Raw genomic sequence first — 13,833 nt, 5'->3', positions numbered from 1 at the left:
CACGGCCTCCCGATGATCGTCAAGAGGGTTCAGCGGAAGTCACGGGACTTGGCGGTGATCCGCAACGGCAGGTGCCGGATCTGTTCGGCGAGGACGTTCACCACCTCGCCGGTGCGCTCGACCACACCCCGGACCAGCAGCGCGGGGCTGCCGCGGGCGACCCGGTGGTAGCGCTGCCACACCCCCATCGTGCAGATCACGTTGATCATCCCCGTCTCGTCTTCGAGGTTCATGAAGGTGACGCCGCCCGCCGTCGCCGGCCGCTGGCGATGGGTGACGGCGCCGCCGGTCAGCACGTGTGTGCCGTGCGGGATCTCGCGCAGGCCCGCCGCCGTGACGACGCCGAGTTCGTCGAGGTGCTCCCGGATGAACTGGGTCGGGAAGCTGTCCGGCGACACCCCGGTGGCCCAGACGTCCGCGGCCGCGACGTCGATTTCGTCCATTCCCGGCAACATCGGCGCCTTGGCCCCGGTGATGAGTCCCGGCAATTTCTCCGGGCTTTCGCCGGCGACCGCCCCCGCCGCCCAGAGCGCGCTGCGCCTGCTCTCGCCGAAACAACCGAAGGCACCGGCCGCGGCCAGCGCCTCGACCTGCGGCCTGGTCAGCCGCACCCGCCGGGCGACCTCGGACAGATCCGCGAACGGGCCGCCGCTTTCCCGCTCCTCGACGATCTTCTTCGCCAGGTTCTCGCCGATCATCCGCACGGTGGACAGGCCGCCCCGCACGGCGAGCAGCTTTCCCCCTTCCGGCAAGGGTTCCAGCGTCGCGTGCGGAAGACTCGCGTTGATGTCCGGGCCGAGCACCCGCACCCCGTGCCGCCGCGCGTCGGCGACCAGCGACTGCGGCGAGTAGAACCCCATCGGCTGCGCGCGCAGCAAACCCGCCAGGAACGCGTCCGGGTGGTAGTACTTGAAGTACGCGCTCGCGAACACCAGCAGGGCGAAACTCAGCGCGTGACTCTCCGGGAAGCCGAAATTCGCGAACGCCTTGAGCTTGCCGAAGATCTTCTCGGCTAGCTCGCCTTCCACGTCGTTCTTCGCGGCGCCTTCGAGGAAACGGCGTTTGAGCCGCTCCATTTTCTGCTCGGAACGTTTCGCCCCCATGGCGTGCCGCAACTGATCCGCCTCCGCCGGCGTGAAATCGGCGATGTCGAGGGCGATCTGCATCATCTGTTCCTGGAACAGCGGGACACCGAGGGTCTTCCCCAGCGCGTTGGCCAGTTTCGGATGGTCGAAATCCCATTTCTCCTGGCCGTTCTTGCGCCGGATGTAGGGATGCACCGAACCACCCTGGATCGGGCCGGGCCGGATGAGCGCGACCTCGACCGCCAGATCGTAGAACTTCTTGGGGCGCAAGCGGGGCAGCGTGGCCAGCTGCGCCCGGCTCTCCACCTGGAAGACGCCGATCGCGTCGGCCCGGCAGAGCATTTCGTAGATGTTCTGATCCTTGAGATCCAATTCGGAGATGTCGACCTCTTCCCCCTTGTGATCACGGACCAGATCGATCATGTAGTGCAGCGCCGACAACATCCCGAGCCCGAGCAGATCGAATTTGACCAGTCCGGCGGCGGCGCAGTCGTCCTTCTCCCACTGCACGACACTGCGGTTCTCCATACGGGCCCATTCGATCGGGACGACCTCGCTCACCGGCTGACGGCAGATCACCATCCCGCCGGAATGGATGCCCAGATGCCGGGGGAAGTCTTCGAGCGCACAGGCCAGCTCCACGACCTCTTCCGGGATGTCGTGATCGTGGTCCTTTTCCGTGGCCCGCAACGCGCCCCAGCGGTCGATCTGCTTGCTCCACGCGTCCTGCTGGCCGGGCGTGTACCCCAGCGCCCGCGCCGCGTCCCGGACCGCGGACCGCGCCCGGTAGGTGATCACGTTCGCGACCTGCGCGGTGTTCAGCCGACCGTACTTCTCGTAGACGTACTGGATCGCCTCCTCGCGGCGGTCGGATTCGATGTCGAGGTCGATGTCCGGGTAGCCGTCGCGATCCGGGGCGAGGAACCGTTCGAAGAGCAGGCCGTAACGCACGGCGTCGACCTTGGTGATGCCGAGCGCGTAACAGACCGCCGAGTTCGCGGCCGATCCCCGGCCCTGACAGAGGATCTTGTTCTCCCGGCAGAAGTTCACGATGTCCCAGACGATCAGGAAGTAGCCGGGGAAACCCAGCTCTTCGATGATGTCCAGCTCGTGGTCGATCAGCTTGCGGGCCTTTTCGCGGTACTCGGCGTCTTTGTTCTTCTCGTGCTTCTTCGCACCTTCCTTGGTGAGATGGCGCAAGTAGGACGCTTCGGAGGCGTGCTCCTTCGGAACGTCGAACGGCGGCAGTTCCGGCTTGATGTGGTGGAGTTCGAACGCGCACTCCCGGCCGAGCAGCGCCGCCCGCTGCACCGCGCCCGGATACCGCTCGAAGATCTCGGCCATCTCCTCTCCCGACCGCAGGAACGCCGTCCCCGCGGCGGGCAGCCAGCCCTCCATGTCCTCCAGGCCCCGCCGGGCGCGGATGGCGCTGAGCGCGTCGGCGAGCGGAGCCCGCTCCGGCCGGGCGTAGTGCGCGGCCGTGGTCGCCACCGTCGGCAGGCCGAACTCGTCGGCCATCTCGCTCAGCAGGTCGTTGTGCGTGCTGTCCAAGGGAAGGCTGTGGTCGATGAGTTCGACGTAGACGTTCTCCCTGCCGAAGCAGTCGATGAGTTCCTTCAGCCTCACCACGGCCGCGGCCGGGCCTTCGGTGACGAGCGCCTTGCGCACCGCGCCCTTGCGGCACCCGGTGAGCACCACGCATTTCCCGCGTACCTCCTCGGCGACCGCGCGCAGGTCATAGACCGGCCTGCCTTTCTCCGCCCTTTCCTTGGGGGACAACGACTGCCTGTCGAAGCCGTACAGCTGGCCGGCGGTGATCGCCCGGTTCAAGCTCAGGTACCCGTCCTGTTGCTTGGCCAGCAGGAGCAGATGCTCACCCTCGGGATCGGCGAATCCGTTCTGCGGCCCCGAAAGGCCGAAGCTGAGCTCGGTGCCGAAGACGGTGTGCACGCCCAGCTCCCTCGCCGCCTCGGCGAAGCGCACCACGCCGTACATGCCGTCGTGATCGGTGAGCGCGATCGCGTCCAGGCCCAGCCGCGCCGCCTCCTCCACCAGCTCCTCGGGGTGGCTCGCCCCGTCGAGGAAACTGAAGTTCGAATGGCAGTGCAGTTCGGCGTACGGCACCCGGCAAGCGGTGGCGCCGTCGTCTTCGCCGATCAGCCCGGTCAGATCCGCGGGCCGTTGATAGCCCTGCCGCTTGGCACTCCAGGCGGGGCTGTCACCGCCGTCGCCGGGCGGGGCCTCGCCCGCGAGTTCGCGGGCGAGGTCCTTCCACGGCCGCGGAGGGTTGTTCCAGCCCATCGGTCACCGATTCTCGGTCGAGCTTCTCGGCGCGGGGACGAACACTTCCGCGCGCGGGACGCAGGCCGCCCAAGCGGTGTCCAGCTCGGCACGCTGTACCGGGATGGCAGGCTCTTCCAGCCAGCGTCGCACCAGCCGCGTGTACTCCTCGTCCATGGTCAGTCGTACTTCCCTTCCAGTGTCCACATCGGATTCTTGTGGTGCTCGAAGCGCAGCAGCACCGCCTCTTCGGCGTCCTGCCCGTCGGCCAGCAGCACCTGCAACCGCATCCGGGTCCCCGACCGGGCGTGCCCCGCCCCGGCCCGGACGCCGACGAACCACGGCCCGGCCCAGGCGATCACCTCGCGCGGCTCACCCCCCTCGAAACTCACGAGGAACGGAGCGGCGGTGACCCGGCGTCGCGCGGTGATCTCCACGACGCGCCCGTTCTCGTCCAGCACCTGAGCGGGCACCGGGCGGGCGAACACCGTCGCCGGGGAGGGCGACGGGAGCCGCCCCGCCCAGTTCGCGTCCGCCTGCGCCGATTTCTCCCGCCTGTCGCCCCACGGCACCAGCCGGACCCGCTCGGCGGGATCGCGGCCGCCGTCGAGCACCGCGGTGAAGACGCTCTCCGGACCGAGGAGGCCCTGCACCCGCACCAGCGCGCGGCCTGCCCGCTCGCCGGACACTCCTTCGTCCTCTGTGGACGGTCGCAGCACACCTGTCGCGCCCGCCTGCCACAACCCGAGCTGCAGCGACCGCCCTTCGACCGTCTCCTCCGGCTCCAGCCGCAACCGCACGACTCCGGAGTTAGGGCGGTCTTTGGCCTTCAGCCAGCCTTCGAACTGCCAGCGCACCCTGTCCGCGACGCCGAGCGGGGTCAGCGGTTCGGCGCAGCGCCACACCCGGCCGAGCTGTTCACCGGTCTCGGTGGTGGCGTAGATACCGAGCCGGGTGCAGGCCAGCCCGTGTGCGGCGAGCCCGGCGTGGAAGCGTTCGCCGAGCCCTTTCGCCACGAACGCGGCGGCGTCGACCCGGTCGATCGGCGGGTCGAACGCCTTCGCGAGGGAGAGTTCCGGTGGCGGCCGCCGACGCGACGGCGGCCGTTCGGACCGTCCTCGCGCCAGCCTGTGCGCGAGCACTCCTTCCGCCCCGAAGCGCGCGGAGACGTCGCTTTCGTCGAGGGCCGCGAAGGCGCCCAGCGTGTGCAAGCCGAGCTGTTTGAGCAGGGTGACCAGCTCGGCGCGGCCCGCCTCGGGCTGATCGAGCTCGCGGATGGGCAGCGGGGCCAGGAACTCCGCCGTGCCACCGGGTTCGACCAGCGTCGAACGGCGGGCGGCGAGCGTCGCGGCGAACAGTCCGTCGGCGACGCCGACCTGGCTCTCCACTCCCGCCGCCACGGACACCTCGTCCACCAGTCTTTCGAGCAGGCCGTGCTCACCGCCGAAGTACCCGGCCGCGCCGTCGACCGGGACGGCGACGATCCCCGGACGTACCACCTCGACGCCGACGGCCAGCTCCTCCACCGCCCGTGCGACGGACTCGAAGAGCCGGGCGTCACGACCGTCGTCCTCGCCGAAGACCGCCAGCTCCGGGCAGCAGGACTGGGCCTCGCGCCGCCGCATCCCGCGGCGGACGCCGTATCCCCTGGCCACCGCGGTGCAGGCGACCACACGGTTCGCCGAGAAGACCGCGGCGGGACGGCCCACGGGTTCACCCGCGACGGCCGCGGCGGCGACCGCGGGCCAGTCCGGGCACCACAGCACCAGCATGCGTACAGGCAGGTTCACGCCGTCCCCCACCTGGTCGCGGGGAAGTCCGCCCGCTCGACCTCGCCCTGGCCGGGGAACCGCAGCAAGGCCGACGTCGGCCGGGCGGCCGCGCCCCGGCCACCCGCCCGTACCTCCACCTCACGGCTGCGCAGGTAGCCCGCGCCGCGGCCGGTGAAGCCCGTCCATCGCGTGCGACGACAGCTCAGTTCGACCTCCGCACCGGGCCAGGAGCCCAGCGAAAGCAGCACCGAACCACGGTTGCGCGCGCGGGCGGACAACCTTCTCGCCACCTCGGGCCGGGCGAGCCCCGGACCGACGACCACGAGGTCGAAACCGTCGAGCAGGGCCGCGGTCACCGCCGGGAACTCGGCACCGGGACGGGGGACCAGCGCCAGCCTGCCCACCTCGACCCCGAGTTCCGCGGCGGCGACCACCCCGAGCGTGGGCAGGCCGACCGCGACCGCCCACGCACCGCCGGCGGTCGCGGCGGCCAGCAGGGTGAGCATCAGTGACGTGGACCCCAGCACCGAAACGGTGCTCCCGCGCCGGAGCCCCGCGGCGGGCAGCAGACCGGACAACGCCGGGGACACCGGGAGCACCCTTCCCGTCGTCCTCGCGTGTTCGGCCGCGGAAGCCACGCCACTGGCCGTGCTCACTCCTGGCAAAGCCGCCAGCCTCGCCAACGGCAAGGCCCGCGCCTCGACCACCTCCGCTGTCACCGGACCTCGCCTCCCCACGACACCTAGACCGTCCTTTGTGGACGGCACCGGCGTGCCACGGGGAAGGCGGCACTTCGAACGCGTGTTCGATGACTCCAGTAGACCGGGTGGCGCAGCGGTTGTCAAGCGAGCCGGAACGATCACCGGACCTGTCACGTCCGATATCCGGAATCACCGCGTCAGGAAAGGAAAACCCGCAGTGGACGACGCTTGGCCCGAGACGGTGAACGGCTGGGAACTCGCCAGGGAGGGCCATATCGAGAACTACCGCAAACGGCTGGCAAACCAGGTCACGGTCACCGCGATCTGGGAGAACGGGACCGGCCGCGGCCAGGTCGACGCCCGCACCGAACCGCTGGGCGGCGGACGGACCCTGACCAGCAGCCGCAAGGACTTCCGGGACAAGGACGCGTTCTGGACCGCCGCGACGTGCGTGCTGGAGATGGCGGCGAACCTGCCGTCACTGGACTGGAGCACGAGCCCGGCGGACACGGCGCTGGCCGGGACCGTGGCGGGGATGGTCGAGGCGAAGCCCGGCACCAGCGGCCATCCGGAGGCCGAACTGACGTTCACGCTGACCGAGGGGCACACCGTGACGTTGGTCATGACCGACGAGCAGGCCTTCGACCTGAGCAACAGCATTTCGCGGCTCGATCACCACGTCTGGTCCGAAGAACGCGAAGACGACGAAGAAGATGACGACTACGACGAGTCCGTCGTAGTGGAAGAAGTGCCTGACGTCAGCGAAGTCCGGTCCGGTCCGGACACCGGGCACGACCTGGTCACGGTGCTGGAGGAACAGTTCGGAGTCACCGAGGACGACCTGCTGGCGCACGTCGACTGGTCCGCGCTCATCGTGGTGGGTGAACCCGCGGTGAGCTCCCTCATCGAACGGGGTGGCGAGCTGACCGCCGCGGTGGCTCCGCGGTGGTATCCGGTCGTGGCGGACCGTCCCGGTGAACGCTGGGTCGTCCTGAAGCGCACCGGCCTGCGCTACCACGGGGAATGAAAACTCGTCTCCGGTAACCCCGCCGCGTGCCCGAGGATAGGCACATGGACCCGGAGATCGAGCCCCACGCGTCAGGCCACCTGGACACCGGTGACGGCAACCTCGTGTACTGGGAGGAATGCGGGAACCCCGGCGGCAAGCCCGTGGTGTTCCTGCACGGCGGCCCCGGCGGGGGCTGCTCGCCGTCGCACCGCCGGCTGTTCGACCCGTCCGCCTATCGGATCGTCCTGTTCGACCAGCGCGGGTGCGGGCGGTCGCTGCCGCACGCTTCGGCGTCGGGCGATCTTTCGTCGAACACGACCTGGCATCTCGTCGACGACATGGAACGCCTGCGGGAGTCGCTGGGCATCTCCCGATGGCAGTTGTTCGGCGGGTCATGGGGGTCGACGCTGGCGTTGGCGTACGCCGAGAAGCACCCGGAACGGGTGTCGGAGCTGGTGCTGCGCGGGGTTTTCACACTGCGTTCGTCCGAAGTGGACTGGTACTACCGGGGCGGCGCGGCGACCGTCTTCCCGGACCTGTGGGAGAAGTTCACGGCGCCGATCGCCGGGCTCGACGGCGATCCCGTCGAGCTGTACGCGAAGCTGCTCTCCGACCCCGACCCCTCGGTGCACGGACCAGCCGCCGTCGCGTGGAGTACCTGGGAGGCCGCGACGACCACGCTGCTCCCCCGCCCCGAACTGGTGGCGGATTTCGCCGAGCCCGAGTACGCGCTGGCGTTCGCGCGCATCGAGAACCACTATTTCGTGCACAACGGGTGGCTCGAAGAGGGACAGCTGATCCGAAACGCCGCCGTGCTGAAGGACATCCCCGGCGTGATCGTCCAGGGGCGGTACGACCTCGCCACGCCCACGGTGTCCGCGTGGGACCTGCACAAGGCATGGCCGGAATCGGAGCTGGTGATCGTGCCGGATGCCGGGCACGTGTACGACGAGCCCGGCATCCTGGCCGCGTTGCTGGAGGCGACGGACCGGTTCCGCGACCAGCCCTAGCGAGGAAGCGGGGCCGGGTGGTGCCGCTGGAACGCGGCTGCGGCGGTGCCACCCTCACCGTGCAGCCAGTCGTAGAGGAAGCGGAATTCCGGGCCGAACCGGTTCGCCTCGGCGTTCAACCGTTCCGGCGACGTCGACGGCCAGCGACCGGTCTCGACGCGGTCCCGCAGCACGCGCAACGCCGTCAGTTCCTCCGCGGCGGTGTGCTGGCAGTGGCCGCCCCGGTTCACGAACAGCTGCCGGATCCGGCCGGGTTCGACGCGGTCGCCGTAGGTCCGCTCGTGTTCGGGGGCGACGCCGTCGCCGATGGGGTGCAGCGTGACGACGGGCGGCCGGCCACGTCCTGTCGGCGTCCCGACTCGGGTGAGCCATCGGGCGGCGGCGTTGTCGGCCCCGACCCTGGGCGCGGCGGCGAGCGCGGCCAAGTCGGCGCCGAGGTCCAGCCCTGCCGCACGGTAGGCCTGTTTCACGAGGTCGCGTTCACTGGACCGGGCGAGCACGGCGCGGTAATCCACTCCGGTGTTCCCGACTGGGTTCCCGCCCGCCTGCACCTCCAGGTCGGCCCGGTGCGCACCCCAGGCCAGCTGGTCGTAGACGGCCAGAACGAACTCCGTCTGCTGACGGATCTGCGCGGCGACGTCGGTGGGCCTGGGATGGTGCGCCGTCGACCAGCCGGGGACGTCGGCGAACGCGTTGGCGAGGGCGAGCCGCGCCCGTCCATCGGGTGATTCCAGCGCCTTCGCGACCACCTGGCGGGCTTTCGCGAGGTTCGCCGCGGGGTCGGCGATACGGGCGACCTCCAGTTCCGGCGCCAGCAGCGTCCGGACCGCGAACCCCAGGTCGAGCGCCTGAGCGAACAACGCGGAACCGCCCGCGACGGGACCGCACATCGCCAGCACGCCGTCGATCCGGTGCGGAAGCCGCTCGGCCAGCAGGACCGCGTTGAGCCCGCCGCCGGAAGCTCCCCAGGTGAGCACCTGCTCCGGACGGCCGACAGTGCGATCGAACCAGGACAGCAGCGCCGTCTGGTCGTGGACGGCTTCGCGGGCCGAGAAGCCGTTCGGCTTGCTGTAGAGCGACGCGGCCAGCGCGTAACCCTCACCGAGGAGAACGGGTTTCGCCTCTTCCCGGTTGGCGAGTTCGATCTCCTCAGGCACGTAGCCCGGCGGGTAGATGCCGTGGTTGTACAGCAGCAATCTGCCGTTCCAGTTCGACGGCACCTCGACCCGGTACCGGGCGCTGTCGATCACGCCGGTGTGCACGCGGACGTCGTCCGTCGCGATGGCGGGCGCGCCGGTGACGATCAGCGCGGCGGCCAGGATTCCTGTGAGTGTCATGGCGGAAATGCTGGCAGCGCGAGGCTTCGCGGGAATCCGTCGAGACGCGGCTTCTCGTCTACGCTTCCCGGCGTACGAGCTCAAGCACTCTTCCGGCGGATGAGCTCCTCGACGGCGGAAGGCAGCGTGGTCTCGAAGTCGATGAGCTTGACCCAGGTCGGGGTCAGCACGATGCGGACCATGCCGTCGTAGAGCGACCGCACGTTTTCCTCCCACTCGACCCGCTGCTCGGGCGTCATCTCGTAGGTGCCGCTCCACTGCAGGTACTCGTCGGGGATGCCGTCGACGTAGTCCAATTCGACAGTGCCCCGGAGGAGCAGGACCTTCGGCGGGTGCGATTCGGTGTCGATCGTCAGCGCCACGGCGGGGTTGCGACGCAGCGCCGGCAGCTTCTGGGCGTTCGTCGACGTGCACATGACGATCTCCCCGCCGTTCCAGTGGATGCCGATCGGGATCGCCCGCGGCGTGCCGTCGAGCGCGGTGTAAGCCAGGCGGGCCAGGTCGCGCGCCAGGAGCTCCTGGCTGAGCGGGCGGTTCAGGATCTCGTCGATCGTGTTCTGCTTCATGTCTCTCTCCTCGGGTCGCCGTCTTCGCGGACACCCCAGGGACGCCGCCGTCCGGCGCACTTCGACACCCCAGAATGTGACCCACGTCACATCGTCTTTAGCGGGCTAAACGCGATCCGGCTGTCGAAAGCGCCCCTGGCCAGGCGTCGCTCTTGTGAAGGCAGACGAGAGAGGGACAAGTCATGGCGAAGGAATCCGAGGTCCGCTTCGAGGGCTTCCTCCCCACCACCCCCGCGGACACCTGGGCCGCGATCACCACGGGCAGCGGCGGCTGGCTCTGGCCGATCCAGTACGAACCGCGCGACGGCGGCGCCGAATCCGGACTCACCCCCGACGGCGGCATGGTCACCGTCTGGAAGCCGTCACAGCGCTTCGTCACCTACGCGGAAGACGAGAGCGGCTGGTTCAACACGCTCGAATACGTCCTCGAACCGAAGGACGGGGGCACCTACCTGCGCTTCGAGCACACCACCGTCCTCGACGACTGGGACGTCGAATACGACGCATGCGTGCAGCACACGTCGTTCTACTACCACTCGCTGGGCGAGTATCTGACGCACTTCAACCGGCTTCAGGCGAAGTACTTCAAGGCCGACGCACCCGAAGCGTCGACGGCCCCGGAGGCGTTCGAGGCCGTCCGAGCGGCGATAGGCGCGAAGGCAGTGGGTGACCGGGTGTATCTCGATGTCCCCGGCGTCGAGGGTGTCGTCGACTACCTGACTCCCGCCTTCATCGGCGTCAGGACCGAAGACGCGCTGTACCGCTTCTACGGCCGGAACGTCTGGGGCTGGCCTGTCGGCATCGGGCACCACTTGTTCGCCGAAGACGCCGACGCGGACGAGGCCGAGAAGGCGTGGACAGCCTGGCTGAACGGCCTGTACGCCTAGCGGGGCAGGTTCTTCACGAGCTCTGCACCCACGGACTTCGCCACTTCGGCGGACTCCGCGGGCGGGATCGGCGAGTTCGTGAAGAACCCTTTGTCCCAGCCCTTGTAGGTGACGATGACGACGTACACGCCCTGGGTGACCCGCAGCTCCGCGCCGCTGAAGGCGCTGTCGGTGTCGAGGGAGACGAGAACCGCCTTCTCCCCGATGCCCTGCACCTGCTGCTGACGCTCGGACGGCGCGGCCGACCCGGTGGACGACTCCGACGCGCGCCTCTCGGCGTCCCGCCCCTCGTAGCGGTACACCATGACCTGGAGGGCGCGGTCGTGGACGTTGTCGCTCTCCGGCGGCAGCCAGGAACAACCCTGCTGCTTCGTGACGATGTCGCCCGCTTTGATCTCGTTGTCGCGGACGCCCTGGAAGCTGCTGGTGAACGTCTTGTTCAGGATCTCCGGGGAGAGGGCGCACTCGGCGGGCGGCTGCTGCGAGACCGGCGCCTTGCCGACCGACGAGTAGTACTCGGACGCGAAGATGCCGCCGGGGATGCCCAGGCCGAGAAGGACCACGCCGCCCACGATCAGGCCGACGATCAGCCCGGTCTTTTTCTTCTTGGGCGGCGGCCCGTAGCCGGGCGGACCGTAGCCAGGCGGCGGACCGTACCCGGGCTGGGGCGGGCCATAACCCGGCTGCTGCCCGTAACCCTGCCCAGGTGGCGGGCCGTGACCCGGCCCCTGGCCGTACCCCTGCGGCGGCTGGTGCACCGATCCTCCCCTACCGATTCGCCTACGTCCGCGTCGCGTTTAGCCCGCTAAAGGCGACGCGCGCCCGGACCTGCGTTTCGCGGGCTAAACGCGATCCGCGGCCAGCATGGCACGATCGCCGCGGCCGGGCACCGAAATGCCCGTGGCCCTGTCCACCCCGCCGGATCGCGATTAGCCCGCTAAACGCACGTCCGGGGCCCGGATCGCGATTAGCCCGCTAAACGCAGGTCGGCGTCAGTGGGCGAAGTGGCGCGTGCCGGTCAGGTACAGGGTGACCCCGGCGGCCTCGGCGGCGGCGATGACCTCGGCGTCGCGGATCGAGCCACCCGGCTGGACGACGGCGCGGACACCGGCCTCCAGCAGGACCTCGAGCCCGTCCGGGAACGGGAAGAAGGCGTCCGAAGCGGCGACGGAGCCCTTCGCCCGGTCGCCCGCACGCGACACCGCGAGCCGCGAGGAGTCGACCCGGTTGACCTGGCCCATGCCGACGCCGACGGTCGCGCCGTCGTTCGCCAGCAGGATCGCGTTCGACTTCACCGCGCGCAGCGAACGCCACGCGAACTCGAGGTCGGCCAGCGTCCGCTCGTCGGCGGGCGCACCGGTCGCCAGGGTCCAGTTCGCCGGGTCGTCGCCCTCGGCGGCGATCGTGTCGACGGTCTGCACCAGCATGCCGCCGGAGATCGGCCGGAACTCGATCGGATCCGGCGACGTGATCGCGGGCAGCTTCAGCAGCCGCACGTTCTTCTTGCGCTGCAGGATCTCCAGCGCCTCGGCGTCGAAGTCCGGCGCCAGGACGACCTCGGTGAACACCTCGGAGATCTGCTCGGCGGCCTCGCGGCTCACCGGCCGGTTGGTCGCGATCACCCCGCCGTAGGCCGAGACCGGGTCGCACGCGTGCGCCTTCCGGTGCGCCTCGGCGATGTCCTCGCCGACCGCGATCCCGCACGGGTTGGCGTGCTTGATGATCGCGACGGCCGGGGCCTCGAAGTCATAGGCGGCACGGCGCGCGGCGTCGGTGTCGACGTAGTTGTTGTACGACATGGCCTTGCCGTGCAGCTGTTCCGCGTGCGCGAGGCCCGGCCGCCAGTGCTTGTACAGCGCGGCCTTCTGGTGCGGGTTCTCGCCGTAGCGCAGCACGTCGCCACGCTCCCACGAAGCGCCGGTGAAGTCCGGGAAACCGGAGTCGTCCGCAGGCGCGTAGACGTTCGCGAACCACGAGGCGACGGCGGTGTCGTACGCCGCCGTGTGCGCGTAGGCCTGCGCGGCGAGCCGCTTGCGGTCGGCCAGCTCGAAACCACCCGCGGCGACACGCTCCAGCACCCACTCGTAGCGGGACGGGTCGACCACGACGGCGACGCTGTTGTGGTTCTTCGCCGCGGCGCGCACCATCGCCGGGCCGCCGATGTCGATGTTCTCGACACAGTCTTCGGGGCTCGCGCCCGAGGCGACGGTCTGCGTGAACGGGTACAGGTTGACCACGAGCAGGTCGAACGGCGCGATGTCGAGCTGCTTGAGCTGCTCGACGTGCTCCGGGCGGTCGCGGTCGGCGAGCAGACCCGCGTGCACGCGCGGGTGCAGCGTCTTGACCCTGCCGTCGAGGGACTCCGGGAACCCGGTGACCTCTTCGACCGGCGTCACCGGCACCCCGGCGTTCGCGATGACCTTCGCCGTGCCACCGGTCGACACGATCTCGACACCCGCCGCGTGCAGCCCGGTGGCGAGTTCGAGCAGACCGGCCTTGTCGGAGACGCCGATCAGCGCGCGCCGGACGGGACGCTGTCCCTGTGCGGTACTCACGAAAACCTCACCTTTCGTCCCTCGACCGCGCACCCGCTCCGGCCGAGTTTTTCGATCGTTTCCACCAGGAGCCTGCGTTCCACGGCCTTGATCCGCTCGTGCAGGACGTGCTCGTCGTCGTCGGGCTCCACGATCACCGGCTCCTGCGCGATGATCGGCCCGGTGTCGACTCCGGCGTCGACGAAATGGACCGTCGACCCGGTGACCTTGACGGCCATCGCCAGCGCGTCGGCCACGGCGTGCGCACCGGGGAACGACGGCAGCAACGCCGGATGGGTGTTGATCACGCGGCCGGGGAACCGCGCGAGGAATTCGGCGCCGAGGATCTTCATGAACCCCGCCGAGACGACCAGGTCCGGCTGGTAGGCGGCGACGGCTTCGGTGATCGCCTTGTCCCACGCCGCGCGGTCCGGATGGTCGGCCATCCGCACGGCGAACGACGGCACGCCGGCGCGTTCGGCACGGGTGAGCGCCTCGATCCCGGTGCGGTCCGCTCCGACGGCGACCACCTTCGCCGGGAAGTTCGGCTTTTCGACGGCGTCGAGCACGGCTTGCAGCAGCGTGCCGGAACCGGACGCGAGGACGACGAGCTTCACCGGAGTGGGCAGGTCCAACCGACTAGCCAGAACGG

The 13,833-nt window shown here is 69.7% G+C and carries 12 protein-coding genes; 3 read left to right on the top strand and 9 right to left on the bottom strand.

All coding sequences use genetic code 11. The annotated features are described in order from the left end of the window. Window positions 1-29: 29 nt before the first annotated feature. Genes ACZ1DY_RS04650 through ACZ1DY_RS04635 form a run of 4 tightly spaced genes read right to left on the bottom strand, consistent with a single transcriptional unit; the run spans window position 30 to window position 5,826 of the window. Window positions 30-3,386, bottom strand: a complete 3,357-nt coding sequence (locus ACZ1DY_RS04650; RefSeq protein ID WP_465483686.1) for an error-prone DNA polymerase — start codon at window positions 3,384-3,386, stop codon at window positions 30-32. A gap of 3 nt (window positions 3,387-3,389) precedes the next feature. Continuing rightward, window positions 3,390-3,542 carry a hypothetical protein gene (locus ACZ1DY_RS04645; RefSeq protein WP_167373507.1) on the bottom strand — a complete coding sequence of 51 codons (153 nt, stop codon included), beginning with the start codon at window positions 3,540-3,542 and terminating at the stop codon, window positions 3,390-3,392. A 2-nt stretch (window positions 3,543-3,544) separates the two neighbouring features. After that, window positions 3,545-5,137 (bottom strand): DNA polymerase Y family protein, encoded by a 1,593-nt coding sequence (locus tag ACZ1DY_RS04640; protein WP_465485822.1) that lies wholly within the window; start codon window positions 5,135-5,137, stop codon window positions 3,545-3,547. Between the two features lie 14 nt (window positions 5,138-5,151). Next, window positions 5,152-5,826, bottom strand: coding sequence for a hypothetical protein (locus ACZ1DY_RS04635; protein WP_457960628.1), 675 nt, complete (start codon window positions 5,824-5,826; stop codon window positions 5,152-5,154). 229 nt (window positions 5,827-6,055) lie between these two features. Between ACZ1DY_RS04635 and ACZ1DY_RS04630 the strand changes: the two genes are divergently transcribed. Both ACZ1DY_RS04630 and pip read left to right on the top strand, forming a co-directional pair. Continuing rightward, window positions 6,056-6,865, top strand: coding sequence for a hypothetical protein (locus ACZ1DY_RS04630; RefSeq protein ID WP_465483685.1), 810 nt, complete (start codon window positions 6,056-6,058; stop codon window positions 6,863-6,865). A 44-nt stretch (window positions 6,866-6,909) separates the two neighbouring features. Beyond that, complete coding sequence (gene pip, locus ACZ1DY_RS04625) at window positions 6,910-7,857, top strand: prolyl aminopeptidase (protein WP_465483684.1); 948 nt, start codon at window positions 6,910-6,912, stop codon at window positions 7,855-7,857. Here pip and ACZ1DY_RS04620 read toward each other — a convergent pair. Both ACZ1DY_RS04620 and ACZ1DY_RS04615 read right to left on the bottom strand, forming a co-directional pair. Further along, entirely contained in the window at window positions 7,854-9,194 is a 1,341-nt protein-coding gene (locus ACZ1DY_RS04620) for a DUF6351 family protein (RefSeq protein WP_465483683.1), read from the bottom strand. The genes pip and ACZ1DY_RS04620 overlap by 4 nt on opposite strands. An 80-nt stretch (window positions 9,195-9,274) precedes the next feature. Then, window positions 9,275-9,760, bottom strand: coding sequence for a pyridoxamine 5'-phosphate oxidase family protein (locus ACZ1DY_RS04615; protein ID WP_465483682.1), 486 nt, complete (start codon window positions 9,758-9,760; stop codon window positions 9,275-9,277). 182 nt (window positions 9,761-9,942) lie between these two features. Between ACZ1DY_RS04615 and ACZ1DY_RS04610 the strand changes: the two genes are divergently transcribed. Then, window positions 9,943-10,647, top strand: a complete 705-nt coding sequence (locus tag ACZ1DY_RS04610) for an SRPBCC family protein (RefSeq protein ID WP_465483681.1) — start codon at window positions 9,943-9,945, stop codon at window positions 10,645-10,647. On the opposite strand, the gene ACZ1DY_RS04605 is transcribed toward ACZ1DY_RS04610, so the two are convergent. The 3 genes from ACZ1DY_RS04605 to purN form a co-directional block, all read right to left on the bottom strand. After that, window positions 10,644-11,405 (bottom strand): hypothetical protein, encoded by a 762-nt coding sequence (locus tag ACZ1DY_RS04605; RefSeq protein WP_257489204.1) that lies wholly within the window; start codon window positions 11,403-11,405, stop codon window positions 10,644-10,646. The genes ACZ1DY_RS04610 and ACZ1DY_RS04605 overlap by 4 nt on opposite strands. A 234-nt stretch (window positions 11,406-11,639) precedes the next feature. Next, window positions 11,640-13,202, bottom strand: coding sequence for a bifunctional phosphoribosylaminoimidazolecarboxamide formyltransferase/IMP cyclohydrolase (gene purH, locus ACZ1DY_RS04600; RefSeq protein ID WP_192747891.1), 1,563 nt, complete (start codon window positions 13,200-13,202; stop codon window positions 11,640-11,642). Continuing rightward, on the bottom strand, window positions 13,199-13,816 hold the full coding sequence (gene purN, locus ACZ1DY_RS04595; protein ID WP_465483680.1) for a phosphoribosylglycinamide formyltransferase: 618 nt from the start codon (window positions 13,814-13,816) through the stop codon (window positions 13,199-13,201). The genes purH and purN overlap by 4 nt, the downstream gene beginning before the upstream one ends. Between the last annotated feature and the right edge of the window lie 17 nt (window positions 13,817-13,833).

The sequence above is a fragment of the Amycolatopsis sp. PSD-21 genome (genome assembly GCF_055561455.1).
The sequence above is the reverse complement of the archived record's forward strand: the minus strand, read 5'-3'. Positions and strand labels throughout refer to the sequence as shown.